Origin of the sequence: Costertonia aggregata, assembly GCF_013402795.1 — a bacterium.
Classification (GTDB): Bacteria; Bacteroidota; Bacteroidia; order Flavobacteriales; family Flavobacteriaceae; genus Costertonia; species Costertonia aggregata.
Genome location: NZ_CP058595.1, coordinates 551,746 through 577,825, shown reverse-complemented (window position 1 = coordinate 577,825; position 26,080 = coordinate 551,746). Strand labels below are relative to the sequence as shown.

General features: G+C 38.6%; 29 protein-coding genes. 12 read left to right on the top strand and 17 right to left on the bottom strand.

The window, feature by feature from the left end; genetic code table 11:
* Nucleotides 1-124: 124 nt before the first annotated feature.
* Together murB and HYG79_RS02680 are read right to left on the bottom strand one after the other, a co-directional pair.
* Entirely contained in the window at nt 125-1,141 is a 1,017-nt protein-coding gene (gene murB / locus HYG79_RS02685) for a UDP-N-acetylmuramate dehydrogenase (protein ID WP_179240628.1), read from the bottom strand.
* On the bottom strand, nt 1,138-2,331 hold the full coding sequence (locus HYG79_RS02680) for a pyridoxal phosphate-dependent aminotransferase (RefSeq protein ID WP_179240627.1): 1,194 nt from the start codon (nt 2,329-2,331) through the stop codon (nt 1,138-1,140). Before HYG79_RS02680 ends, murB begins: the two co-directional genes overlap by 4 nt.
* 227 nt (nt 2,332-2,558) lie before the next feature.
* Here HYG79_RS02680 and HYG79_RS02675 point away from each other — a divergent pair, with 227 nt between their 5' ends.
* On the top strand, nt 2,559-3,818 hold the full coding sequence (locus HYG79_RS02675; RefSeq protein ID WP_228027922.1) for an aspartyl protease family protein: 1,260 nt from the start codon (nt 2,559-2,561) through the stop codon (nt 3,816-3,818).
* Between the two features lie 50 nt (nt 3,819-3,868).
* Here HYG79_RS02675 and HYG79_RS02670 read toward each other — a convergent pair whose 3' ends face one another.
* Entirely contained in the window at nt 3,869-4,261 is a 393-nt protein-coding gene (locus HYG79_RS02670) for a DUF1573 domain-containing protein (RefSeq protein ID WP_179240625.1), read from the bottom strand.
* Nucleotides 4,262-4,460: 199 nt separating this feature from the next.
* Here HYG79_RS02670 and HYG79_RS02665 point away from each other — a divergent pair, with 199 nt between their 5' ends.
* The 5 genes from HYG79_RS02665 to HYG79_RS02645 all read left to right on the top strand — a co-directional run bounded on the left by HYG79_RS02665 (nt 4,461) and on the right by HYG79_RS02645 (nt 9,223).
* Entirely contained in the window at nt 4,461-7,103 is a 2,643-nt protein-coding gene (locus HYG79_RS02665; protein WP_179240624.1) for a valine--tRNA ligase, read from the top strand.
* An 83-nt stretch (nt 7,104-7,186) separates the two neighbouring features.
* The gene (locus HYG79_RS02660) at nt 7,187-7,762 is read left to right on the top strand and encodes a hypothetical protein (protein ID WP_179240623.1); all 576 of its coding nucleotides are present in this window, start codon (nt 7,187-7,189) and stop codon (nt 7,760-7,762) included.
* A gap of 78 nt (nt 7,763-7,840) precedes the next feature.
* Nucleotides 7,841-8,359: a PepSY domain-containing protein gene (locus HYG79_RS02655; protein WP_317168471.1), complete on the top strand. Its 519-nt coding sequence runs from the start codon at nt 7,841-7,843 to the stop codon at nt 8,357-8,359.
* A 10-nt stretch (nt 8,360-8,369) separates the two neighbouring features.
* Entirely contained in the window at nt 8,370-8,885 is a 516-nt protein-coding gene (locus HYG79_RS02650) for a GNAT family N-acetyltransferase (protein WP_179240622.1), read from the top strand.
* Between the two features lie 68 nt (nt 8,886-8,953).
* The gene (locus HYG79_RS02645) at nt 8,954-9,223 is read left to right on the top strand and encodes a hypothetical protein (protein WP_179240621.1); all 270 of its coding nucleotides are present in this window, start codon (nt 8,954-8,956) and stop codon (nt 9,221-9,223) included.
* A 46-nt stretch (nt 9,224-9,269) separates the two neighbouring features.
* On the opposite strand, the gene HYG79_RS02640 is transcribed toward HYG79_RS02645, so the two are convergent.
* The 6 genes from HYG79_RS02640 to rsfS form a co-directional block, all read right to left on the bottom strand.
* Nucleotides 9,270-9,533, bottom strand: a complete 264-nt coding sequence (locus HYG79_RS02640; protein WP_179240620.1) for an acyl-CoA-binding protein — start codon at nt 9,531-9,533, stop codon at nt 9,270-9,272.
* The gene (locus HYG79_RS02635) at nt 9,526-10,194 is read right to left on the bottom strand and encodes a phosphatidylserine decarboxylase family protein (RefSeq protein ID WP_179240619.1); all 669 of its coding nucleotides are present in this window, start codon (nt 10,192-10,194) and stop codon (nt 9,526-9,528) included. The genes HYG79_RS02640 and HYG79_RS02635 overlap by 8 nt, the downstream gene beginning before the upstream one ends.
* Nucleotides 10,184-10,990: a phosphatidate cytidylyltransferase gene (locus HYG79_RS02630; protein ID WP_179240618.1), complete on the bottom strand. Its 807-nt coding sequence runs from the start codon at nt 10,988-10,990 to the stop codon at nt 10,184-10,186. Before HYG79_RS02630 ends, HYG79_RS02635 begins: the two co-directional genes overlap by 11 nt.
* Nucleotides 10,991-11,079: 89 nt before the next feature.
* Nucleotides 11,080-11,691: an LUD domain-containing protein gene (locus HYG79_RS02625; protein ID WP_179240617.1), complete on the bottom strand. Its 612-nt coding sequence runs from the start codon at nt 11,689-11,691 to the stop codon at nt 11,080-11,082.
* A gap of 61 nt (nt 11,692-11,752) precedes the next feature.
* Complete coding sequence (ftsH, locus tag HYG79_RS02620; protein ID WP_179240616.1) at nt 11,753-13,732, bottom strand: ATP-dependent zinc metalloprotease FtsH; 1,980 nt, start codon at nt 13,730-13,732, stop codon at nt 11,753-11,755.
* Nucleotides 13,733-13,741: 9 nt separating this feature from the next.
* On the bottom strand, nt 13,742-14,119 hold the full coding sequence (gene rsfS, locus HYG79_RS02615; protein ID WP_179240615.1) for a ribosome silencing factor: 378 nt from the start codon (nt 14,117-14,119) through the stop codon (nt 13,742-13,744).
* Nucleotides 14,120-14,213: 94 nt separating this feature from the next.
* Here rsfS and HYG79_RS02610 point away from each other — a divergent pair, with 94 nt between their 5' ends.
* Nucleotides 14,214-14,945, top strand: coding sequence for a biotin--[acetyl-CoA-carboxylase] ligase (locus HYG79_RS02610; protein WP_179240614.1), 732 nt, complete (start codon nt 14,214-14,216; stop codon nt 14,943-14,945).
* Nucleotides 14,946-15,028: 83 nt separating this feature from the next.
* Here HYG79_RS02610 and HYG79_RS02605 read toward each other — a convergent pair whose 3' ends face one another.
* Both HYG79_RS02605 and pyrE read right to left on the bottom strand, forming a co-directional pair.
* On the bottom strand, nt 15,029-15,424 hold the full coding sequence (locus tag HYG79_RS02605) for an SRPBCC family protein (RefSeq protein ID WP_179240613.1): 396 nt from the start codon (nt 15,422-15,424) through the stop codon (nt 15,029-15,031).
* A gap of 1 nt (nt 15,425) precedes the next feature.
* Nucleotides 15,426-16,070 (bottom strand): orotate phosphoribosyltransferase, encoded by a 645-nt coding sequence (pyrE, locus tag HYG79_RS02600; RefSeq protein ID WP_179240612.1) that lies wholly within the window; start codon nt 16,068-16,070, stop codon nt 15,426-15,428.
* An 8-nt stretch (nt 16,071-16,078) separates the two neighbouring features.
* On the opposite strand from pyrE, the gene HYG79_RS02595 reads away from it, so the two are divergent.
* Entirely contained in the window at nt 16,079-16,666 is a 588-nt protein-coding gene (locus HYG79_RS02595; RefSeq protein ID WP_179240611.1) for an NUDIX hydrolase, read from the top strand.
* 2 nt (nt 16,667-16,668) lie between these two features.
* Here the strand turns inward: HYG79_RS02595 and HYG79_RS02590 are convergent, their stop codons facing one another.
* The 5 genes from HYG79_RS02590 to HYG79_RS02570 form a co-directional block, all read right to left on the bottom strand.
* Entirely contained in the window at nt 16,669-18,420 is a 1,752-nt protein-coding gene (locus tag HYG79_RS02590; RefSeq protein ID WP_179240610.1) for a M14 family metallopeptidase, read from the bottom strand.
* Nucleotides 18,421-18,519: 99 nt separating this feature from the next.
* On the bottom strand, nt 18,520-18,924 hold the full coding sequence (locus tag HYG79_RS02585; RefSeq protein ID WP_179240609.1) for a response regulator: 405 nt from the start codon (nt 18,922-18,924) through the stop codon (nt 18,520-18,522).
* Entirely contained in the window at nt 18,911-20,758 is a 1,848-nt protein-coding gene (locus HYG79_RS02580) for a PAS domain-containing protein (protein WP_179240608.1), read from the bottom strand. The genes HYG79_RS02585 and HYG79_RS02580 overlap by 14 nt, the downstream gene beginning before the upstream one ends.
* Before the next feature lie 135 nt (nt 20,759-20,893).
* Nucleotides 20,894-21,349 (bottom strand): pantetheine-phosphate adenylyltransferase, encoded by a 456-nt coding sequence (gene coaD, locus HYG79_RS02575; RefSeq protein ID WP_179240607.1) that lies wholly within the window; start codon nt 21,347-21,349, stop codon nt 20,894-20,896.
* A gap of 9 nt (nt 21,350-21,358) precedes the next feature.
* A complete protein-coding gene (locus HYG79_RS02570; protein WP_179240606.1) occupies nt 21,359-22,342 on the bottom strand; it encodes a D-alanine--D-alanine ligase in 984 nt (327 codons plus the stop codon).
* Between the two features lie 175 nt (nt 22,343-22,517).
* Between HYG79_RS02570 and HYG79_RS02565 the strand changes: the two genes are divergently transcribed.
* The 3 genes from HYG79_RS02565 to yaaA all read left to right on the top strand — a co-directional run bounded on the left by HYG79_RS02565 (nt 22,518) and on the right by yaaA (nt 25,000).
* Complete coding sequence (locus HYG79_RS02565; RefSeq protein ID WP_179240605.1) at nt 22,518-23,105, top strand: PASTA domain-containing protein; 588 nt, start codon at nt 22,518-22,520, stop codon at nt 23,103-23,105.
* 3 nt (nt 23,106-23,108) lie between these two features.
* Nucleotides 23,109-24,134, top strand: coding sequence for an RluA family pseudouridine synthase (locus HYG79_RS02560; protein WP_179240604.1), 1,026 nt, complete (start codon nt 23,109-23,111; stop codon nt 24,132-24,134).
* 104 nt (nt 24,135-24,238) lie between these two features.
* On the top strand, nt 24,239-25,000 hold the full coding sequence (gene yaaA, locus HYG79_RS02555) for a peroxide stress protein YaaA (RefSeq protein WP_179240603.1): 762 nt from the start codon (nt 24,239-24,241) through the stop codon (nt 24,998-25,000).
* A gap of 10 nt (nt 25,001-25,010) precedes the next feature.
* Here yaaA and HYG79_RS02550 read toward each other — a convergent pair whose 3' ends face one another.
* Nucleotides 25,011-25,139 carry a 30S ribosomal protein THX gene (locus HYG79_RS02550; RefSeq protein ID WP_179240602.1) on the bottom strand — a complete coding sequence of 43 codons (129 nt, stop codon included), beginning with the start codon at nt 25,137-25,139 and terminating at the stop codon, nt 25,011-25,013.
* Nucleotides 25,140-25,301: 162 nt separating this feature from the next.
* Here HYG79_RS02550 and HYG79_RS02545 point away from each other — a divergent pair, with 162 nt between their 5' ends.
* Complete coding sequence (locus HYG79_RS02545) at nt 25,302-25,961, top strand: uracil-DNA glycosylase family protein (RefSeq protein ID WP_179240601.1); 660 nt, start codon at nt 25,302-25,304, stop codon at nt 25,959-25,961.
* Nucleotides 25,962-26,080: the final 119 nt, after the last annotated feature.

Below are 26,080 nucleotides of genomic sequence, written 5' to 3'. Positions count from 1 at the left end.
TTATAAAATTGATTGTTATAGCTAGCGTTATAAAACATTTAATTGATAAATGTAGGGCTGGTTACCTTACATTTAGTTTTTGGTTAGTTTGGTTTGGTATAACCCCCGTGATGGTTCACGGGGGTTATTTTATAATATTCACTTCTGGTATTATTTGTATGCCAAATACTTCTTTTACCCGTGCAATGATGATGTTGGCCAAATCTAGGATTTCTTTTCCCGAAGCTTTTTCATAATTGACCAAAACCAAAGCCTGATTTTTATGAACGCCCGCATCTCCGTAACGTTTGCCCTTAAATCCGCATTTTTCAATTAGCCACCCGGCGGGAATCTTATAGCTTTCATTCGATACTTTATAATAGGGGGCGTTGGGATAGCTTGTAATAAATGTATCGAATTCTGAAGAACTTACTATTGGATTTTTAAAAAAACTGCCACTGTTGCCGATTTCGGCTGGATCCGGCAGTTTGCTTTGCCGTATCGTGATTACGGCGTTGGATACGTCCTTTATGGTTGGTCTATCTATTTTTTGTCGTTCCAATTCGGCCTCAATAGCTCCGTAAGATGTGTTCAGATTATGATTTTTTTTGGTAAGTGTAAAACACACGGAAACGATGACGTATTTTCCCCTGCCCTCATTTTTGAAAAAAGAATCCCGATAGCCAAATTTGCAGTCTTCCCTACTGAATTTTTTGATGGAACCACTCTCGATCTCCATTGCTTCACAGCTCTCAAATACATCTTTGAGCTCTACGCCATAAGCACCGATATTCTGTATGGGTGCGGTTCCCGTTTTTCCGGGAATAAGCGACATGTTTTCCAGGCCGCCATAACCGTGATGTAAGGTCCAAAGCACCATTTGATGCCAATCCTCACCGGCCATGATTCGTAACGTTACCACATCTTCATCTTCGTGTATGATCTCAATACCTTTAATATTGATATATAATACCAAAGCATCAATATCCTTGGTGAGCAACATATTGCTGCCGCCACTTATGATGAACTTTTGCGGAAAATTTTGAAGCCCTAGTGCCTCTTGTAATTCTTGTACGCTGCTTATTTCCAGAAAAAACTGGGCATTTACATCAATACCAAAGGTGTTATATGGTTTTAGGGATATATTTTCTTGGATGTTCATCCTTCGGGATATACGTTCAACGCTTCCCCCAAGATACGGACCGCTCTTTTTAAACTCCCTTTGTCCAACACATATGCGATACGTATTTGGTTTTTCCCTAATCCGTTCGTAGCATAAAAACCTGCAGCCGGGGCTACCATAACAGTTTCGTCGTCAATATGAAAGTCGTCCAGTAGCCATTGCGCAAAATGGTCGGCATCTTGTATGGGCAACTGGGCGATACAGTAGAAGGCTCCTTGGGGTTTGGCAACGGTTACCCCATTGATTTTACTCAATTCATCGATCAGTATATTTCTACGGGAAACATATTCGGTTTTTACGTCGTCAAAATAGCTTTGGGGTGTTGCCAATGCCGCTTCACTGGCAATTTGGGCGTAAGTAGGTGGAGAGAGTCGTGCTTGGGCGAATTTTAATGCTGTTTGTATAATTTCTTTGTTTTTGGATACCAAACAGCCGATTCTTGCTCCGCACATACTGTATCTCTTGGAAACGGAATCCACGATTATCGCATGGTCCTCCAGCCCTTTTTCTTGAAGTATTGAATAATGTTCCCTGCCATCGTAGGTAAACTCTCTGTATACTTCATCAGCTATCAAAAACAGGTCATGCTTTTTTACGATTTTCGCTAATTTCTGTATTTCTTCCTTGCTGTAAAGGTACCCAGTGGGGTTCCCAGGGTTACAAATAAGAATGCCCTTGGTCTTTGACGTAATGAGTTTTTCAAACTCTTCGATGGGCGGAAGGGCGAAATTGTTTTCTATATTGGAAACCACGGGAACAACATTAACACCGGTAGCCGTGGCAAAACCGTTGTAATTTGCATAAAAGGGCTCGGGAATTATGATTTCATCCCCTTCGTCCGCAATGCTTCCCATGGCAAATGACAAGGCCTCCGAACCGCCCGTGGTAACGATTATCTGTTCGGCATTCACGTGTATATGCTTTTTGGAGTAATAAGCCGCTATTTTCTCCCTGTAAGCATCTGAGCCCTCGGTTCTGCTATAGGAAAGTACCTCTATGTTGTTGTTCTTTACCGCATCAAGCGCTATTTGGGGGGTTTTTATGTCGGGTTGGCCAATATTCAAATGAATAACACGTATTCCCCTCTTTTTCGCTTTTTCGGCATAGGGCACCAATTTTCTGATAGGTGATTCGGGCATGGATTTTCCCTTTATGGATATTGAAGGCATATCATATAAATTTTACGCAAAAATGGTAAATACCTACGGAGAAAACAATAGGATTAGGGTTTTATTGCGGCGGTATACGAATGTTAAAATATGTGATACCTATTCAATTTATACCTATATTTAGTAACAGCAACGGTTTAATAATTAGAGAATTGAAGAGCTTTTGGGTTTATATTTTTATATTTCCTTTTTTTCTGCCATTTTTTGGCAGTGCCCAGAACTATCGTTTGCCCAAAAATACAAAACATCAAAAACTTCGTTTTGAACTTGTGAACAACTTGATAGTGGTGCCCATACAGGTAAACGGTGCCAAATTATCATTTATATTGGATTCGGGTGTTAGTAAGCCTATTTTGTTCAATATTTCCGATCAGGATTCCTTACAGATAAACAATGTATCAGAAATTACCATAAACGGTCTAGGTGATGGTGAATCTATGAAGGCCTTGAGCTCTAAGGGAAATACGTTCAAAATAAACAACATTATAAACAGGAGCCAAGAGCTTTATGTGGTTTTGGATAAGGAACTTAACTTTTCCCCAAGTTTAGGGATTCCCATACATGGTATTATCGGCTATGACCTTTTTAGGGATTTTGTTGTGGACATCAACTACACGGCCAAAACCATCAAGTTTCACGACCCGGATTTTTTCAAATCCAAGGACAGTAAAAAAAGTCAAACCTTACCTATGTACATCAGAAATAAAAAGGCTTACGTAGATGGTACCGTGGTTTTGAAAGAAGAAGAAAAAATTGATGTGAAATTATTGGTTGATACCGGGAGCAGTGATGCGGTATGGCTTTTTGAAGATGTGACCAGAGGCCTTGGCATACCGGAAAAGAATTATGATGATTATCTGGGTAAGGGGCTTAACGGTAGTATTTTCGGAAAACGAACCATGGTCGATAATATCGAAATAGGTAAATTCTCCCTTAAGGATGCCAAGGCGGCCTTCCCCAATATGGTAACTTTTAGTGCCATCAAAAATTTAGGCAATAGAAACGGCAGTTTGGGTGGTGAGGTTCTCAAACGTTTCAATATTGTCTTTAATTATCCCGACCGTGAAATTACCCTAAAGCGAAATGCGAACTACCATAAGCCCTTTCAGTACAATATGAGTGGAGTGGCTCTGCAGCATGGTGGAGTACGTTATATTGCAGAATCATTATCCGATTCAAGGGGATTTGTGCAAGAAGATTCCGATACGTTCGGCAATGTGCAGATTCTTATGGAAAACAAGACCAGAATAAGTCTAGTGCCTGAGATTGTTGTATCGGCTATTCGTGCCGGTAGTCCGGCAGATTTGGCTGGATTGAAGGCGGGCGATTTAATATTGGCCGTAAACGGTAAAAGGGTACATAAATATAAGCTGCAAGAAGTCTTTAAGATGATGAACGAGAAAGAAGGTAAGAGAATACGTGTTTTGATAGAACGGTACAATAAAGACGTTCAGTTAAGCTTCACTTTAAAAAAACTCTTCAAATAAAAAGACCCGCTTTGTGAGCGGGCCTTTCCGTATAGTTATAACGTTGAAAATTATTTTCCAACAGTCTTAGCATCTTTAATTTCACCTTTTATTTTCAACACCTTCGTAGGAGTATCGGCATTGGAGATAACGGTAATTGCCTTTCGTATGGGGCCAACCCTTTTTGTATCATACTTTACCTGTATCTCTCCAGTCTTACCAGGTAAAATAGGCTCTTCAGGTTTTTTGGGTATAGTGCAACCACAACTTGAACTTACTTTGCTTATTATAAGAGGGGCGTCACCAGTGTTCGTAAATTCAAATACACGAATACCATCGGCTCCTTTCTCAATAGTTCCGTAGTCAACGGTTTCTGTCTTAAATTCAATTTTGGCTACTTTATCTTGAGCCGTTACACTTAATCCTAGCAATCCAACGAATAATACTAGTACAATTTTTTTCATGATCTTAATTTTTGGGTCAATTACAAATTTAATGGTTTCTTGGATGATTATCCAAAATACTTTTGTTATCTGATAACGTTACTTATTTTTGTTTCGTATTTAAAACAGGGGCAAAAAGCCACAAGTTATCAACATTTAACATATCTGTGCGACATTCATTTTTTAGTCGGCATAGGTAAACCAAAAACCGTTCCAAAATATGGAAATCCCATCAAAATATGACCCCTCAACCTCGGAAAACCGTTGGTATGACTATTGGACAAAACATAATTACTTTCACTCAACACCCGATGAAAGAGAGCCCTATACCATAGTAATCCCACCACCAAACGTGACGGGAGTACTGCACATGGGGCATATGTTGAACAACACTATTCAAGATGTTCTGATCAGAAGGGCCAGATTGATGGGGAAAAATGCCTGTTGGGTACCGGGAATGGACCATGCCTCTATCGCTACAGAAGCAAAAGTAGTCGCCAAACTAAAGTCAGAGGGTATAGAAAAATCCGATTTGAGCCGTGAAGAGTTCTTAAAACATGCTTGGGACTGGACCAATGAATATGGCGGGGTAATTCTTGAGCAACTCAAAAAGCTGGGATGTTCCTGTGACTGGGAGCGAACTGCCTTTACCATGGATGACAATATGTCCGCATCGGTTATCAAGGTTTTTGTTAAACTATTTGACAAAGGGTTGATATACAGAGGGCATCGCATGGTAAATTGGGATCCAGAAGCACAGACCACCCTTTCGGATGAAGAAGTAATTTATGAAGAAAAACAAGGGTTGTTATATTATTTGTCCTATAAAATCGAAGACTCCAATGAAAGTGTGACCATAGCTACAACACGACCGGAAACCATATTGGGAGACACTGCAATCTGTATTAACCCTAACGATGAACGTTACCGGCATCTAAAAGGCAAACGGGCCATAGTCCCTATTGTAGACCGTGCGATTCCCATTATTATGGACGAGTACGTTGATGTTGAATTTGGTACGGGATGTCTTAAAGTTACTCCTGCACATGATACCAATGATAAGGAATTAGGCGAAAAGCACCAGTTGGATACAATTGACATCTTTAATGCAGATGCCACTTTAAATTCGTTCGGAATGCATTACCAAGGTAAAGACCGTTTTGTAGTGCGAAAAGAGATTGCCGAAGAATTGAAGGAAAAAGGCTTTTTGGTAAAGACCGAAAATTACATAAACAAGGTAGGTACATCCGAGCGAACAAAAGCGGTAATAGAGCCTAGACTGTCCGATCAGTGGTTTTTAAAGATGGAGGATTTGGTAAAACCTGCCTTAAGGGCGGTTTTGGAAACCGATGAAGTAAAATTCTTCCCTAAAAAATTTGAGAATACCTATCGCCATTGGATGGAAAATATACGGGATTGGAACATCTCCCGACAATTATGGTGGGGGCAGCAAATACCAGCCTATTATTACGGTGACGGTCAAAATGATTTCGTTGTTGCCGAAAGTAAAGAAAAGGCACTTGAAAAGGCAAAACAGGCCATGTCTTCAAGTGGAATGGAAAAGCCTTTGACTTTGGATGACCTAAAACAAGACGATGACGCTCTGGATACTTGGTTTTCCTCATGGTTATGGCCAATAAGTGTCTTTAATGGTATTTTGGAACCTGATAACGATGAAGTCAACTATTACTACCCTACGAGCGATTTGGTCACCGGTCCGGACATTATCTTTTTTTGGGTAGCCCGTATGATAATTTCTGGATATGAATTCAGGGGCGAACGCCCTTTTAAAAATGTATATTTTACTGGTCTTGTAAGGGACAAGCAACGCAGAAAAATGTCCAAGTCCCTTGGAAATTCGCCCGATGCTTTAAAACTGATAGAGCAATACGGTGCCGATGGTGTTCGTGTGGGGTTGTTGTTGAGCTCGGCCGCAGGTAATGATTTAATGTTTGATGAGGACCTATGCCAACAAGGAAAGAATTTTGCCAATAAAGTATGGAATGGTTTTCGTTTGATAAAAAGCTGGGAGGTCGCCGACTTGCCCCAGCCCGACGCCTCTAGGTTAGGTTTGGAATGGTATCGTGCAAAGTTCAACCAAACGTTGGCTGAAATTGAAGATCATTTTAGTAAATATCGCATTTCCGATGCACTAATGGCCATCTATAAATTGGTATGGGACGACTATAGTTCTTGGCTATTGGAAATTGTAAAGCCGGCCTATCAACAACCTATCGATTGTACTACGTTCGACGCCGTGATACATATATTTGAACAAAACCTTAAGCTATTGCATCCTTTTATGCCTTTTTTGACCGAGGAGGTTTGGCAGCATATCGCAAAACGTAGGCCCGAAGAGGCTTTGATAGTCGCCAAGTGGCCTAGCTGGGAAAAAGTTGATGAGAGCTTGATTTTGGATTTTGATTTTGTGACCGATGTTATTTCGGGCATACGCACCATTCGTAAAGAAAAAAACATCCCAATGAAAGAGCCTTTGGAGCTTTCTGTTTTGAACTCGGAAAAAACCATCAAAGATTGGGATGTGGTCATTCAAAAATTGACCAATGTTTCTTCAGTAACTTACGTTGATTCAGCTTTAGACGGTGCTCTGACCTTTCGTGTCAAAAGCAACGAATATTTTATCCCCATAGACGGGACGATTGACGTAGAAGCCGAAATCGCAAAGATTCAAGAAGAATTAAAGTACACCAAAGGCTTTTTGCAATCTGTCCAAAAGAAGCTTTCCAATGAACGTTTTGTAAACAACGCACCTGAACAGGTCATCGCAACAGAACGTAAAAAGCAATCAGATGCCGAAGCCAAAATCGAAACTTTGGAAAAGAGTTTGGCAAGCTTGACATGAGCTAAATTGAGCGACTAATAGTAAAAAGCACTTTTACACATCCAATAAAGTTCCATAACATAAATCTAGATAATAATCGGCCAATGCATAAATCAATTTTCATAGTATATGTTATGTTTTCCATAATCGGATTTTCTCAACCCTACACTATTCAGAAAATTGAATTCAAAGGAAAGGGAGAAACCAAGAACGAGTATATAGAAATGTTGAAACTAAAAGATGATAACGCTCTAGTGATTGTAATGGGTGATTCTAAATTTTCAACTTTACAGGATTTAAATTGTATAGTATACCTGAACAATGGCCAAGTAGAACGATATGAACTAACCAATGTCAAGCGTAAAATTAGAGTAAAAAAGAAAAGAGTTTCCAAAAATGGTTATGATAGGTACTGGAAGTTTTTGAATTCGTGTATACAAGAGAATAGATTTGAATTTGATGAAAAAAAACTATCGGGTATCAATGAAGATGGATCAATCATAAACATTGGTATTTCTGGTGGTACAACCAAACATTTTGCTCTCTATCAAAATAAGGATTATGCGGAATACAGTAGTTTTTCACCTAATATTTTCATTCACGGAAAAACATATGGCTTCGAAGAAAAGCAAAAGCTATTGAATTTAATCGACGAATTCGAAAATCTTAGAAAACAATAAATTTATAAAGAACTCAACAAGAGACTTGAGGTACATTAGTAAGTTGACAAAGTTTTAATTAATTCCTATACTTTTCTTATGATGCAAAAACAACGTGAACGTTCAAATAAAATCAGGATATACCATCGCTACCTAGGCTTTTTTCTTGCAGGTATCATGGCGGTCTATGCCATTAGTGGGGTCATTTTAATTTTCAGGGACACCGACTTTCTCAAAAAAGAATACCAACAAGAAGCATCGCTCAAACCGGGATTGAGTGCCGAGCAAGTAGGGAAGAAGGTTAAAATCAAAAACCTGAGATTTCAAAATATGGATGATGGCATAGCTCAATTTGAAAAAGGAACTTACGATACAAAAACAGGTCTGGTAAAATATACTAAGAAAAAGTTACCATTGGTATTGGATAAAATGACCCATTTGCACAAAGCCAAATCATCACAACCGCTTTTCTTCTTGAATATTTTCTTTGGTGTAGCGCTTTTGTTTTTCGTGCTATCCGCATTTTGGATGTTTTTGCCCAATACCACGATTTTTAGGAAGGGAATATATTTTACCATTGCTGGAGTCATCCTTACCTTAGTAGTATTGTTCATATAATTCTTTTTTGGTGACCATTCAAAACAGTACAATACAAGATATAAACGAAATATTTAGACTTTATAGACTTGCCACTGCTTTTCAGAGAAGTAAATTTTTGGACAATATTTGGCCCGAGTTCAATAAGGGCTTGGTAAAAAAAGAGATACAGGAAAAAAGACAGTTCAAAATAACGATCAATGATACAATAGCCTGCGTTTGGGCAGTAACTTTCAGCGATTCGGAAATCTGGGGTGAGAAGGACAAAAATCCTTCATTATACATTCATCGTATTGCTACAAACCCAGATTACAGAGGTAAAAATTTTGTTGGTACCATTGTAGATTGGGCAAAAACCTATGCTTTGGCGAACGAAAGGAAATTTGTACGGTTGGACACCTGTGGGCATAATAAAAACCTAATACGCCATTATACCAAAAACGGTTTTGAATTTTTGGGAATCATATCTTTAGGGGTAGAGGAGAAGCTTCCCGAGCATTACCACAACGCCGATGTCTGTTTGTTTGAGATAGCCGTTAAAGGCTAAGTTTACCGTTATAAATACTTTTTTAATCAAGAAAACGTTGTTGTCTTATCTTAACCTATACTATTTTTATGGAATTAAAGCAACAATTAGTCTTTTGTAAGCAATGCGAGAAAAGGGAATTTAACAACAATACGGGAATCGTTTGTTCGTTGACACAAAGAAAACCGGATTTTACAGAAAGCTGTTCAGGCTTTGTAATAGACCCAAAACAAGCCCAAAAAGTAGCAGCCAAATCTTATGAAGTTGAAAAGGAAAACTCTTCTAATGTATCAATATGGAGTATTCTGGTGGGCGTTTTTATTCTGATAAGAATAGTGATGCGATTCATGAACGATTAAAGGCAATCGATTTTATTGTTATTCCAACATGAAATAGGACATTTTCCTAAGTGTTCCTTATTTCTTTTTTTACCAGTTTAATATATTCTTTCATGGCCTCTTCGCGGGTAACGTTCTTCGCCTGTATCAAAGCATTGGCTTTAAAGGCATTTATCAAAGGGGTTTTGCTGCCTGGGTGATTGTAATTTTTTTGTGCGATTTTATAGTATGCATATAATTTAAGAAGTAAATCAGCGGCTATGGGAGATTGGTATTCATTTACGAACGCCACCGCCTTTTCAAAATCCCTATGAAGTTTTTCACTATTCATCTTTCTTTACAGGGCTAGTGGCAATACAGGTTTTTGCGCCTATTACTTTTTGGTTGAGTTTTACCGTTACAGGGCAATCCAACGGTAAAAACAAATCTACCCGAGACCCAAATTTGATAAAGCCTGCATCATCGCCCTGTTGTACATTTTCGCCTTCTTCTGCATAATTTACAATGCGCCTGGCCATTGCACCTGCAATTTGTCTATATAGGATATCACCAAATTTAGGTGTATTTATGACTACCGTGGTACGTTCATTCTCTTCACTTGATTTTGGATGCCAGGCCACCAAATATTTTCCAGGGTGGTATTTTGAAAATTTAACCGATCCGCTTGCCGGATATCTTGTAACGTGAACGTTGATGGGCGACATAAATATAGATACCTGTCTTCTTTTTTCTTTAAAATACTCTTTTTCTTCTACTTCTTCTATCACGACTACTTTACCATCAACGGGCGACAAAATTTCATCAAAATTCTTAATGGCTAGCCTCTTAGGGTTTCGAAAAAATTGAAGTATCAATATCATTACCACTATGGCCCCAATTTGAAGCAGATATCGTAGCCAAACAATATCCAAATAATACTGTGAAACCAATATTATGATGGACACGATAAAAAACGTCAATAAAATAATCTTTTGCCCTTCTTTATGAAACATAAGCAAATATATTTAAGGTTAAATAAGCAAATGGTGCCGCAAATACCAAGCTGTCCAGACGATCTAGCATACCCCCATGACCCGGTAAAATAGCGCCACTATCCTTAACGCCAGCGGCTCTTTTGAATTTTGATTCGACCAAATCTCCCAGACTTCCGGCAATCACTATTACTGCCGCCAGAATCATCCATTGTACAGAACTTATTATCGGTTCATATTTGCTCATAACGTAGGCCGCTACGAGCGTAAAGATAAACCCGCCCAGCGTGCCCTCAACCGTTTTTTTAGGTGAGACGGCCGAATATAGTTTGGTTTTACCAAAAGTTTTTCCGGTCACATATGCAAAAGAATCGTTTACCCATATCAATATAAAAATACCCATTATCAGGAATTTGGCAAAGTTATTATCCTTGTAGGGTATCATCGTCAAAAAAATACAACCGCCTCCTATGTAAAAAAGACCTATCATAAACTTTTGCAGTGCGTTGAATAACTTTTCCTTTTTGGAAAAAAGATAAAAAAGTAGTGAAATGTTTACCGTTATGGTGAGGAACATCAATGTATAGATAAGCCCAATATCATTGGCCAAATATATGAATACCCACCACAGACCCAAATAAGCGATGAATATATGATATCCTGGGAGTTTGACTAAACGCTTGTATTCATAAAGGCAAGCCAATCCAAAGGTCATGAAAAGAAAATCAAAGGCATCTGAGCTTGGTAGAAACACTACCGAAAGCAACAATACAACGTAAAGGATTCCCGTTATGGAACGCCTAAAAATCTCTTTCATGTAATCCTGTTTATTTTCAGATAGCCCAAAAGTAATCTATCCTACGTGATTATCATAGTTTTGCCAACGACAGAATATTGATTTAAAAGCTAAAGGTCTTCTAAAAGTAAGAGATATAGGTTTTTAGAGCTGCTCCCGTAAGAAAGGAAATCGTCTTTGTTTTCATCGGTCTGTTGAAAATGCTTTAGGGTGGTAATGTTAGCGGGAATGCTGTTTTTGTATTTTTTCTTGATGATTTTCAGTCCTTCCCCAATAGATTCTACCAATTGGCTCGTAGTTGCAAAAACGATTACATTGTCAGGTAACTCGTTTAATTTTTTTTCTTTTAATTGGTTTGAGCATACCAGTATAGAACCGTTTTGTGCGATTAAATGCTCGCAAGTGGTAAAAAAGACATCACTTTTTCTGCTCTCGTTCGTGAAGGAGACATTGTTCTTTGAGAACTTTTCCTCTAACCTAGGGTTCAACGTATAAAAAGGATGGTTTTGCCATCCGTTTTCCTCGACGATATTTTTTAGGGCATGTGTAATCTCTTTTGATGAATCACAGTAAATGAACTTACCACCGTTTTTTTTGAAATGTATGGTAAATTTTTCATCAACGGGAATATTAAGGTCGGGCATGTGAACGCCCCTGGTTTCCGCTGTTTCTTTGGAAACCTTTTTTTTACCTCCACCAAAAAGTTTATCAAATAGCCCCATTAATGTATAACTGCAATACCCTTTATGCTATGGTCGTTTAAAAAAACAACGCAACATACCGTTATTTATTTTCTTCTAGAGGTTTTTCTTCAGAAACGACTGTTTCCTGGTTTTTTTCGTCAAAATCTTTTTCAAAGGGTCTCTTTCCAAATATTTTCTCTAAATCTTCTTTAAAAATGACCTCTTTTTCCAAAAGACGTTCTGCCAGTTCGGTAAGTTTATCTTTGTTTTCGGTAAGTACTTTTATTGCTCTTTGGTACTGCTCTTCGATGATTTTGGATATTTCCGCATCAATCTTTCTGGCCGTATCCTCACTGTAAGGTTTCGAAAACCCGTAGGAATCTTGACCGGAGGAATCATAATAGGTAAGGTTGCCTATTTCATCGTTCAGGCCATAAATGGTTACCATGGCCCTTGCCTGTTTTGTCACTTTTTCCAAATCGCTCAATGCTCCGGTAGAGATTTTATTGAAAATTACTTTTTCAGCGGCTCTACCGCCCATTGTGGCACACATCTCATCCAACATTTGTTCAGGCCGCACGATAAGCCTCTCTTCGGGCAGGTACCAGGCGGCTCCCAAGGACTGTCCTCTTGGTACAATGGTTACCTTTACCAAAGGAGCGGCGTGTTCCAACATCCAACTAGTAGTGGCATGGCCCGCTTCATGATAGGCAATGGTTTTTTTCTCGCCGGGAGTTATTATCTTATTTTTCTTTTCAAGCCCTCCAACAATCCTATCGACCGCGTCTAAAAAGTCTTGCTTGTTTACTGCCTTTTGTTCCTTACGGGCTGCAATAAGAGCAGCTTCGTTACAAACATTGGCGATGTCGGCTCCCGAGAAACCTGGTGTTTGTCTGGCCAAGAAATCCAAGTCCAAGGTTTCGGCCGTTTTAATGGGTCTTAGGTGCACCTCGAATATTTCTTTACGTTCCCTGATATCGGGCAGGTCTACATATATTTGCCTGTCAAACCGTCCGGCACGCATGAGGGCCTTGTCCAAAACATCGGCACGGTTAGTGGCCGCCAGTACGATAACATTCGTATTGGTTCCGAATCCGTCCATTTCAGTCAATAGTTGATTCAACGTATTTTCACGCTCATCATTGGAACCTGTAAAGTTGTTTTTTCCACGTGCCCTACCGATAGCATCGATCTCATCGATAAAAATGATGGCAGGCGATTTATCTTTTGCCTGCTTGAAAAGGTCACGTACCCTGGAAGCACCTACACCAACGAACATTTCTACGAAATCCGAACCGGATAGTGAAAAGAAGGGCACTTTGGCCTCTCCCGCCACCGCTTTGGCCAATAATGTCTTACCGGTTCCCGGAGGGCCGACCAAAAGAGCACCTTTGGGTATTTTACCACCCAGAGAGGTATATTTGTCCGGGTTTTTCAAGAACTCGACGATTTCCTCTACTTCTTCCTTGGCACCTTCCAAGCCTGCTACATCTTTAAACGATGTTCTCGTATCGGTCTTTTCATCAAATAATTTTGCCTTTGACTTTCCAATATTGAAGATCTGGCCTCCGGCACCACCTCCACCTCCGCCAGACATCCTACGCATGAGATATATCCAGATGCCAATGATCAGAACAAACGGAAGAATAGATAACAGTATATCACCTATGAGATTGTTCTCGGTATCGTAGTCCACTACGGTTTCAAGATTATTCTCTCTTTTAATATTCTTGATCTCATTTTCGAAATTTTGAAGGTCACCATAATCCAGCACATATTGGGGCAACTGACCTGTTGATGGAATCAATGGTTTTTGTGATACATTTTTGTGTACATCCTTGGACATGGCTTCATCTGTCAAGAAAACTTTGGCCTGTCTCGTATTGGTTATGATCAGAATTTTGTCAATGTCCCCGTTTCTCAAGTATTCTTGCAGTGCGGAGGTAGTTGTTTTTTCAGTACTGTTGAAACTACTACTGTTGAAAAACTGAAAACCTATGAGCAATATGGCTATGATGCCATAAATCCACCATGAACTGAATTTTGGTTTCTTTGGAGTGTTATTGTTGTCTTTTGCCATTATTTTTTTTTACTGATTAAAGCTAGTTTCTACCACGGTTACTTTTGCATCTCCCCAAAGCCCCTCTATATCATAGAAATCCCTGACCTGTTTTTGGAAAACATGTACCACTACGTTCACATAGTCCAATAGCACCCATTCAGCATTTTCTGAACCCTCTACATGCCAAGGCTTATCTTTAATCGTTTTACTTACTATTTTTTGGATTGAATTGACTATTGCGTTTACCTGCGTGTTGGAAGTACCATTGCATATTATAAAGTAGTCACAAACGGTGTTTTCAATTTCTCTTAAATCCAGTATGTTTATATCTTGTCCTTTGACGTCTTCTATTCCCTGTAAAATTAGAGCAATCAACTCATCTGCGCTAGCTTTCCCTTTCTGCATTCAAAAATTTTAGTTTTTACAAAGTTATTATTTTTTTACGTTCTTCGCTATTGTTTTTAACATAACATTGTACATCAAAATCAAGCATTAACACATGCATATTGTCAAACTTAGTGCCACGGATTCAACAAATTCATACTTAAAAAATTTAATGCTTTCACAACCATTACAGGATTATACCGTAGTGGTTACCGAAAAACAGTTAAAAGGAAGGGGGCAAATGGGTGCTATTTGGACTTCGGAAAGTGGTAAAAATTTGACATTCAGTATTTTAAAAAAATTCAAAGCACTTTCGGTTATAGATCGATTTTTACTGACCATAGCGGTTTCAAAGGCAATATATACCGTCTTAGGAAAGTTGAAAGTACCTGATGTATCCATAAAATGGCCAAACGACATTCTGTCAGGCCAATTAAAAATATGTGGCATCCTTCTTGAAAACACAATGGCAGGAAACGATATCAAGTCTTCGATCATCGGGATTGGCCTAAACGTCAACCAAATTGATTTCGGCGATGTAGTCAATGCTACCTCAATGCATATTCAAACAGGTAGTACCTTTGATTTGCAAGCCTTACTCCAAACTATCGTTGATGAGGTGAAGCATCAATTCAAAAACATAGAAAATAAGATTTTAGCTGATGCTATAGTCGAATATGAAAGTCTTTTGTTTCGAAAGGATATCGTATCAACCTTTCAAGATCAAAAAGGCGAAATGTTCATGGGAATTATTAGAGGGGTTACCATTGAAGGCAAACTTAAGGTTGAGCTAGAAGATAATATATTGCAAGAATTCGCCTTGAAAGAGGTTAAACTAGTGTATTGATAATAACTAGTGGCATACTGGTCAAAGACCATCCCTGATAAGTAATTTTTTTCTGGAACGTTTTTGACGTCTCCCGATCATGGCTATTCTATTTTGCTAAGGTTACCGGATAAGGTACCTATGAAATTGGTAATGGGATGTTTAATCATCATTGCCATCATAGCATTGAATTCGCCATTAAAGCTCAAGGTAACTTCGCTTTGGTTGTTTTCCAATTCAATTATATCAGCAGTCAAAGTAAACGGTAATTTGTCACTAGCCGCTCCAAGAACTACCTTAGAGTGGGGATGCTCCTCCTTTTGTTTCAATACAATTTCTGGCATACCCTTTAGGGCAAAAAGAAATTTGTCTTCGCTCAAGACCTCAAATTTATCGATACTGTCCGGCATCAAAATTTCAAAATTTTTCACATCGGTCAAAAAATGAAAGACTTCTTCGGCACTTTTTAAAACTGTTTTTTTTTGAGATTCTATATGCATATTAATTGGGTTTCCATGTAGAGGGGTCTTTTCTCCATTCCAACAAGGTGTTCATTTGGTTTTCTTTTATATAGCTGGTTTCCGACGCTTGGTCTATGAGGTGTTCATAGTCGCTCAAGGTGTGCAGCTCAACATTTTTTTCTTTAAAATTATCATTGGCCAAGTCAAAACCATAGGTAAAAATGGCGACCATGCCCTTTACGTTTATATTGGCATCTTTTAGTGCGTCAACGGCATTTAAACTGCTTTTGCCAGTGCTTATCAAATCTTCGATGACCACTACATTTTGATGAGCGTCCAAACGGCCTTCTATCTGGTTTTGCCTACCGTGGGATTTTGGTTGTGGCCTAACATATGCAAACGGTAGGCCAAGCTGTTCAGCTACCAGCATACCTACACCTATGGCCCCTGTGGCCACGCCTACAATGGCATCGATCTTACCATAGAGCGACTCAACTTGTTTGGCCATTTCTTCCCGAATATAATTTCGTATCACAGGATAGGAGAGTATAATCCTATTGTCGCAATAGATAGGTGATTTCCATCCGGAGGCCCATGTAAAAGGATTTTCCGGTTCCAACTTAATTGCATTAATTTGCAGTAAAAGTTCGGCTGTTTTTTTTGCAGTATCCTTATCTAAAACCATAGGCACAAATGTATAAAGTTTTTGTTAATGAACGCCCATTGATTCTTACAAATAAACTTTCCGAAACCTCTAATGCACCTTATTTTTTGTTAAACGCAGATGCCATTAACGAAGCCTTGGACGGATTGTCAAAAAAAAAACTGGACGAGGCCTTTATTTACCATCCCAACCATGAGGAAATCCTAAAAAAGTTCTGTAAAAAAATACCTTTGGTAGTAGCTGCGGGCGGTGTAGTGACCAATAAGGAAGGTAAAGTACTTTTCATATATAGAAATGATAAATGGGATTTGCCGAAGGGGAAATTGGACAAAGGCGAGAGTATCGAAGAGTGTGCCATTCGCGAGGTCGAGGAAGAAACCGGGGTGAAAGGGCTCAAAATCGAAAATTTTCTTAAGACTACTTATCACGTATTCAAAAGAAACGGTAACTACAAGTTAAAAGAAGTGCATTGGTATGCCATGAAAACCTCTTTTACGGGTAAGCTCAAAGGACAAAAAAGCGAGGGTATCGAAAAAGTGAAATGGAAAGGACCCAAAAAAATCCAAAAAGCATTATTGAACAGTTACGTCAACATCAAAATTCTTTTTGAGGGGTAATCTTAATCAACAGATTTCAAAATGCGATAGACGGGATATTGCAAATGGGCATCTTCATAATATTTTGAATTTTTGAATAACCAATCCAACTGTTTGTACCAATTGGCCGAGAAGGTTGCCGAAGAGTCCTTAGTTCTATCGAACTCTGCTTTGAGTTCCGGGTCTTTTTGTAAGATTTCCAAAGCGACATCCTCAAAAACGTACGGCGAAAAGCCCTCTTTTTGTTGTAGAATGGTATCAAAGAAATTCCAATTAAAAAAAGAGTCGGTCGCTTGTGGCTCCAGTGTTTCCAGAAGATAGCGTATCCCGGTTTGGTTTGTAGGTATGTAGTAGTCACCTTGGGAAAAGGAAACGGTTTTTATTTCTTTAGAAACTTTGGTATCGCTATGGGGATAATGCCCTTCGTATGGATTTTGTTGTGTTTTGTAATCAGCTATCCTGTAAGATTCCACAGAAAGCGTGGTATCCTTGTCAATCTTCGTGTATTCTATATTATTAAGATTTAGTAGCTCTATGACTTTATGCCATCCTTTTTTCAATATGTAGGCTTCCGGTATCGCTACAGAGTCGGTAGGTATAAAATAATCGCTGTAGTTTACCTCTTTCGTGAATGGTTTTGTTCTGTCATATTTTAGCCTTGGTAGCCCGGTTACCTCACTGATGAGCGTGTCGGCTTCGTAACCTCTGAATTTTAGGGTAGATGTTCGGGTCGTATCAATTTTCCATTGAACTGGGTAATGTGTCCAATCCATATGTCTTGTAAGGGCTTCTTTACGCAGGGTTTTAATGTTTTTACCATCCTCCTCGGCGATAGCTATCATTTTCACCATGAGTTCGTAAGTGCCTTCAACCCTTTTTTCATAGGGTTTGAGCATATGTGTCTCGACCATCATCCCCAAAGTATTCCACAAAGTGGTATAGCCTGTTGAATATCTGGGATAGTCCATAAATTGGGAAAAACCCGATTCGGGAACTTTATTGAAAACGTTTACGTAGGGTGTAATTTCCCAATTATCTTCCTGGAGTAATTTGGAAAGTTTGGGCATCATACGTTTATTCAAGTAATTGCCTAAATCGCCGCCCAATTTATTGTGTTGCGTAAATAAATGTGTTAAGGTATATTGATAATCGGCTCCGTTGCTTACATGATTATCTATAAAAATGTCCGGTTGTACCAAATGGAATATGGAAGCAAAGGTGACCGCATTTTTGGTGTCTACTTTTATAAAATCCCGATTCAGGTCATAATTTTGGGCATTGCCGCGAAAACCGTACGATGTAGGGCCGTTTTGATTGGCCCTCGAAAATGAATTTCGGTTTAAAGCACCTCCTACATTATATACGGGAATGGTCGCCAGTACGGTATTTTCAGGAGCATCAACTTTTCCTGTGGCCAAATCCCTATACAGTAGCATTGTTGCATCAATACCATCACTTTCCCCGGGGTGTATGCCATTGTTTATCAAAATTACGGTTTTGTTCTTGCCTATTTTTTGAAAATTGAAATCCCCATCAATATTAAAAGTGACCAAATGCAAGGGATAACCACTGTCTGTTTCTCCTATGGTCTGTATGTTGATTTCCGGAAATTCCTTTGCCAAGCGAATGTAGAAATCAATGACCTGCAGATAAGTGGCCGTTTCTTTGTACTCGGAAAGTTCAAAATGGGTTTGAAATTCTTCTATTTTATCCTGTTTTTGGTCTTCACAGGAAAAAAACATACATATCAAAGTTAATAGAACAACTTGCTTCATAGCCCCTAATTTATCGATAAAATATGAGACGTTAAAGGGTAACCATGAACGCCACGTTTATCTTCCAAGCTTCAAAATTAGGTATTTTAAAATTTAGGGTCAGGCAAGCTTTGTTATTTCTTTGATATCTGCTTTACGAATGGGTTTATTGTTGAATTCGACAACGTGCCGGGTCTTGGACTTAAAGAACTCCCACCTTTCCTTGTCTACCGGGTCAATGGATGATGTAACGATATTGACACGTACTTTTTTCGTTAGCGGTAATGCGATGAACTCTTCCAAAAATTGCCATCCGTCCATAATCGGCATGTTTATATCCAAAAAAATGACATCCGGCGCATCCATGCCGTTTAGCAGTAAACCATTAATGCCGTCTATGGCCAGTTTACCGTTTTTATAGGTGTACAGATTATTGTATTCTACAACAAGGCTCAGCATTTTTTTGATACCGAAAACGATTATCGGGTCATCGTCTATAATACAGATTGAATCAATCTTGCTCATTAAAAAATATTTTAAAGGTAGTTCCCTGCCCCACTTTACTGTATACCTCTATTTTCCCGTTCATGGCCTCTATTTGGTTTTTGGTAATGTATAGACCTATACCTTTTGCATCAGAATTATTGTGAAATGTTTTATACATTCCGAACAGCTTATCGCCATATTTATCCAAATCTATACCCAGACCGTTATCGGATATGCTCATAACGGTATATTTTCCTTTTCTTTCGGCACTCAATTTTATAACAGGGTCCCGATGCGGGTCTTTGTATTTTATGGCATTGGTCATAAAATTCATCAAAATACTTTCTATGTATGCGGGTATGACTTTTATATGGGTGTCGTCTGAAATGGTATTGATTATTTTACCATAATTGTTGATCAACAATGCGGTTAAATTTTTCTCTACCGTTTTTATTTTGTCGTTCAACCTTATCGGTTTTTTATCTTGGTTTACATTGGTATTTATGGCTACGACTTCGTTTAAGTTGTCTAGCGTCTCCAAAAGGTTATCGGAAGCTTCAACGAGCATGTTGATTATGTTTTTCTTTTCATCCTCTGATTTTTCGTTGACCAAAAAGTCCAACAACATTGAAAAATTAGCGGTATGCGAACGTAGATTGTGGGAAACGATATGGGCAAAATTCACCAATTTCTTGTTTTGCAAAGATGCTACGTTTATTAAACTATGCAGTTCTTCCTCTTTTTGCTTTATATCGGATATATCCAAACTAATACCAACCAGGCCAGTCGCCGAGCCATCACTATCGAGCAAGGGTATTTTTGAGGTCAAAAAGTACGTTTGTGTACCATCGTTTTTGATGCTGATGGTTTCTTTTCCCAATATGGGCTTCAAAGTATTTATGACTTTTAAATCTTCGTCTCGGGATTTTTGGGCAATATCTTCAGGGTATAAATCAAAATCGTCTTTTCCGATAATATCTTTAGACCTTACCCCTAAATAATTGCACTCGGATTTATTCACCAATATTTTTTTGGAATCTAAATCTTTTATGAACACATTCAATGGGAGATTATCGATCAATGTTTTTAAAAGTTGTTCGCTTTCTTTTGTCTTGCATTCAGACTTTACTTGGTCATCTACATCTTGAAAAGTACCGATCAGTCCTACAAACTTTTTATCTTGAAATATAGGTCTCCCTGCGGAAATCACCCATTTTTCATCGCCATTGAACGTAACTATTTGAAGCTTTTCTTTCCATGGTGTGCCTTTTTTCATGGCACTGTCCACTTGCATGGCGATAGTATTCTTACTAAAGCCAGCTTTGTAAAAATCTATAGCCGTTTCAATCTCTGGAATAAAATTTGGAGGTACATCGTGTATTTTCCGGGTCATGTTACACCAAGTAAGTGTATCTTTCACGGCATCATATTCCCAGCTACCGATTTTTCCTATCTCAGATTTTTCATTAAATAAAACCTTGAGTTTATCTAATTCTTTTTGGTTTTTCGCTTTTTCGGTAACATCATTTATCTGTACTATCGCTCCGATAATATTTTCATTTTCATCAAACCAAGGTATATTTTCAAACTCTAACCAAACTTCATTGGAATTGTCGTTCAAAAAGCGTTCTAAAGTAGTAGGGTTTTGCTTGCCTTTGATGGTCTCGCCAATACTTTTTTTAAGTTTTTGCTCTAAATTTTTGAACAGGTTTGGGAAGGGTTGACCTAATATATTGGTCTTATCTGGGCAATAGTCATGAATTAACCTGTCCGAAACATGTACTATTTCTAGTTTCTTGTTCAGAAAAGCGGTTGCTTTGGGCAACTGCTTTATAAGGTAATTATTGGTATTGATTTTAGTTTTGCCCAACATTAAGTTGAATTTTCTTACTAATGTATGGGTATTTTTATAGATAACTCAAGGTTTGTTGTGAATTGTCGAAAATATGTGGTTATGTGTGTGAAGTGCGCTAAAATATTTTTCGGAACGTAGTACAAAAAACGTACCTTACTTTACCGAAACCGATTTAGGCACAAGCCCTGTGTAGTCCCCACCATTCCGAATAACATCACGAACTATGGAAGAGCTGATGAATGATTTGCCAGAAGACGTCAACAAAAAAACGGTTTCGATTTCAGATAGGCTTCGGTTTGTATGTGCAATCGCTTTCTCAAATTCAAAATCTGCTGGATTTCTCAAACCTCTAAGAATAAAATCAGCTTTGACTTTTTTACAGAAATCAACGGTTAAGCCCTTATAGGTCAATACTTTGATTTTTGGTTCATGGGCAAATGCTTCTTGAATAAAATGCATACGTTCTTCTAAAGAAAACATATATTTTTTTTCTGCATTTATACCTATGGCGATAATGAGTTCATCAAAAAGAGTGATACCTCTTTGTATGATATCGTAATGCCCTAAGGTAATGGGGTCAAAAGAACCTGGAAATATTGCGCGTCTCATATCCTAAAATTAAGCCTTTTTGTTTAAAGCTTCCTGTACGGCACTTTCAAAAAGTTGGGAAAGCGAGATACCGGCCTCTTTGGCCTGTTGGGGAAGAATACTTTCTGTGGTCAATCCCGGTGTTGTATTCATTTCCAACATAAAAGGTTCATCGTTTACAAAAATGAATTCGCTTCTAGAAAATCCCTTCATTTTTAGAACGTCATAGGCCTTTTTTGCCAATTCACTTACTTTGTTCTTTTGTGTGTCCGATATTCTCGCTGGGGTGATTTCTTGGGATTTACCTTCATATTTGGCCTCATAGTCAAAAAAATCGTTTTCGGTCACGATTTCGGTAACTGGTAATACCGTGGTTTTCCCGTCATATTTTATAACTCCGACCGATACTTCGGTACCATCCAAAAAGGCTTCGATAATAATTTCATCATCTTCTTTATAAGCATCTTCTATGGCAGCTCTCAATTTTTCTTTTTCGTAAACTTTTGAAATTCCAAAACTACTCCCGGCCTTATTGGCCTTGACAAAGCAGGGAAGCCCCACGGTGTCTATTATTTTATCTTCATCAATTGCATCGCCCCAATTTAAATAGTAGGATGCCGCAGATCGTATGCCATACGGTTTTAGAACACTCAACAAATCTCTTTTGTTGAACGTAAGGGCCGCTTGGTAGTAATTACAGGATGTTTGTGGAATGTTCAAAAGTTCAAGATAGGCCTGCATCAACCCATCTTCCCCGGGAGTGCCGTGAATGGCATTGAACACGCAATCAAATATTATTTTTTTGCCATCAATCTCAATGGAAAAATCGTTTTTGTTTACTGGGGTTTCCATATTGTTTTCATCAACATAGGCCCATTTTTCCTTGAAAACATGAATGCGGAACAGGTTAAACTTTGTTGGGTCCAGATAATTATAGACCACATTTCCGCTATTCAATGAAATTTTATACTCGCTGGAGTACCCCCCCATAATAATGGCAATGTTTTTCTTCATCGTGTGTGTTGGGTTGACATACTTCTTAAACCAAAGAAAAGAAAAAAGTATCGGGTTACAACGTTTGACCGTATAATTTTTGAAGGGAACATTATACATCAAAATCGATAATTTAAAAAACGATGTACCTTTTGTACTATCGCATTTCATATATTTGTGGGTCAATGACAGTACAATGAAAAATTTCTTTAATTTTTTAAAAAGCAGGGTGTTTTTTATACAGTTGGGACTTGCTTTGTTAGTAATAGTCCTGTTGGTGTTTGCAACACTGCAGTGGTTGAAAAGTACGACCAACCATGGGGAATTCGTTGAAGTGCCTGACTTTTCCAAGATGTCCGTCATGGAAATGCGAAAGGCTGTGGAAGAGGCAGGATTGCGGTATGAGGTTTTGGATTCTGCCAATTATAACCCCAATTATCCCCGTTTTTCTATAATAGAACAAACACCGCCTGCGGGAAACAAGGTAAAAGAAAACCGTAAAATATATTTTACGGTAAACCCATCGGGATATAAAAAGGTTACCGTTCCTAAAATCATTCAAGTTACCCAGCGCAATGCTGCATCAATGTTGCGTGCCGTTGGTTTAGATGTACAGCGGGTTACCTATATTGATGAGCTTGGAAAAGATATGGTGTACTATATAAAATATAAGGGCAAGCGGATCAATGAAGGCGACAAACTGCCCAAGACTTCAAAGTTAGAACTGGTTTGTGGAAATGGCAGCATTCCCGACCGAGCGCAAATCAAAGCCGATTCAGAATAATATATGGAACCAAACGATAGTTCCGATTTAAACGAAAACGAGCTTTTTGAACATCATAGGTTTGTAGCCGGAAAAGGGCAGGAACCCCTGCGGGTAGATAAGTTTTTGATGAACTTTATAGAAAATGCGACCCGAAACAAAATTCAGCAAGCTGCAAAAAGTGGTAATATTTGGGTCAACGATACTATCGTAAAGCAAAACTACAAGGTTAAAGCGGGTGACGAGGTAAAAGTACTCTTTGAACATCCGCCACATGAATTCTTGCTGGTTCCCGAAGAAATACCCTTGGATATTGTTTACGAAGATGATGTGCTTTTGGTCGTGAACAAACCAGCAGGAATGGTAGTTCATCCTGGGCATGGCAATTATTCGGGTACTCTCATCAACGCCTTACTTCACCATATTGATAACCTTCCGGTAAACGGTAATGAACGCCCCGGTCTGGTACATAGAATCGATAAAGATACATCTGGATTATTGGTAGTGGCCAAGACCGATGCCGCCATGACCCATTTGGCCAAACAGTTTTTTGATAAAACTTCAGAACGGGAATACATCGCCTTGGTGTGGGGAAATGTTGCGGAAGATGAAGGTACTATTGAGGGTAATATTGCCAGACACCCGAAAAACAGGTTGCAAATGCATGTTTATACCGATGGTGAGGAAGGCAAAGAGGCCGTTACCCACTACAAGGTCATTGAACGCTTGGGATATGTGACCTTGGTCTCGTGCAAATTAGAAACGGGCCGTACCCATCAAATACGGGTGCATATGAAATACATCGGGCACACTTTGTTCAATGACGAACGGTACGGTGGTGATAAAATCCTTAAGGGGACCACATTTACCAAGTACAAACAATTCGTAGACAATACGTTCAAAATTTTACCACGACAGGCACTGCATGCCAAGACACTGGGTTTTGTACATCCTGTAAGTGGCGAATTCATGCGGTTTGATTCCGAAATACCGCAAGATATTGCAGATTGTATCGAAAAATGGCGCAGTTATGCCAAGCATAGCCAATAGTTTATAAGATTTGCCAATACCCATATTGATAAGTCTTTTTCCTACGCATATGTAATTTCAAAAAACCTGATTATTTTTATAATCCAATTGTAATAATTGAGCAGATGAAAATTGTTATTTCTCCGGCGAAATCGCTAAACTTTGAAAGTAAGCTACCGACCAAAAAGTATACCCAGCCAAAATTTATGGAGCAATCCCAAAAACTCAATACGGTTTTGGCAAAGAAAAAACCAAAAGCATTATCGGAGTTAATGAGCATTTCCGATAATCTGGCCCAGTTGAACTGGGAACGCAACCAAAAGTTTTCTGTGCCGTTCACACCAGAGAATGCACGGCCGGCCGTATATGCCTTTAACGGTGATGTATATCAAGGGCTGGATGTTTACACGCTCGAAGAAGGGAAATTGGATAAGCTACAGAACACATTGCGTATATTGTCGGGACTCTACGGAATTTTGAAGCCCTTGGACCTAATACAACCCTATCGTTTGGAAATGGGAACGCAGCTTAAAGTTGGTCGTAAAAAAAACCTTTATGAATTTTGGAAAGATGATATCACAAAGAGCCTAAACTCCGAATTGGGGGATGAAGAACTTTTTGTAAACTTGGCAAGTAACGAATACTTTGGTGCGGTTGATATTAAACAATTAGAGGTACCCGTTATAACACCGATTTTTAAGGATTGGAAGAACGATAAATTGAAGGTTATCAGCTTTTTTGCAAAAAAGGCAAGAGGCTCTATGGTAAGGTATATTATAGATTCCAATGCGAAAACCTTAGATGATATCAAAGGATTTGATTTGGACGATTATGAGTTTAGCGATGCACATACGCTCAAAGAAAACGAGCCCGTTTTCGTAAGATAGCCATACACAGTTATTTTTTATTCTTGATGCTAATTTTTTCCTCTACGCTTGGTTTTTTCTTTATGCCCTTAGGTCTTCTGGCACCATAAGATTTATTGGCTATTTTACCACGTCTTGTTTTTTTGTCGCCTTTTCCCATAATTATAATATAGTGTTATCGTTTCCCGTGTGTTGAACTACTTCAGTAAAAAGTTAAGTTATCAATCATAAAGTTAGTAAAATGTTAGATGAAAGGCAATAGCCATGCGGTCTATATTCAATACAGTATATTTGATAAAGTAAGATTTTAAAAACTGGATTATTGTTTCTCCATACACACCCCTACAAACCGTTTATTTTTAAAGAGGCGACCAAACTCATTGTAGGTACATTGCCACCGCCCCGTTTTACAACGGGCGATTTGAAAGGGGAAGACGTTGATTTTTGCTACGGTAGCAAAAACGGACAGTTATGGCCCATTTTGGATAAAATTTTTGACCTGGGCCTTAGGTATGAAACCACTCAATCGGCAATTGAGCAACGTAAAAGCTTTCTCTTAAAAAGAAAAATAGGGGTTTGCGATATCGTTGCCAGTGCGGAGCGCCATAAAATAGATGCATCTGACCTAGGTATGCAAAACATCAAATTGAGGAATGTTATCGGTTATCTTTTAGAGTATCCCAAGGTAAATACGCTTTTGTTCACAGGTGGTAATAGTAAAAACGGCCCTGAGTATTTTTTTAGAAAGCACCTTAAAGAGCATGATATAAAGTATAAAAACCTTGTTGATGAAGTTCCCAGAATTCATGAGTTTATTCTGTTAAACACCGGAAGAACCATCAAAACAGTTTCCCTTACCGCGCCTTCGGGGGCTGCAAATAGGGCGATAGGGAGTTTAGCCTTGTACAAAAAGCTGAAACACCAAAATCCCAATTTCACGACATTTGATTTTCGGGTCATGCAATACAGGCCATTCTTTTAAAAGTGGTTTTTTCGGCTACTAAGCGTTATCAAAGTAAACTAAAAAGAGCCCAACCTTTTAGGGATCGGACTCTTTTACGAGAACACTATATGAAAATGAAAAAATTACTCTTTGTTATA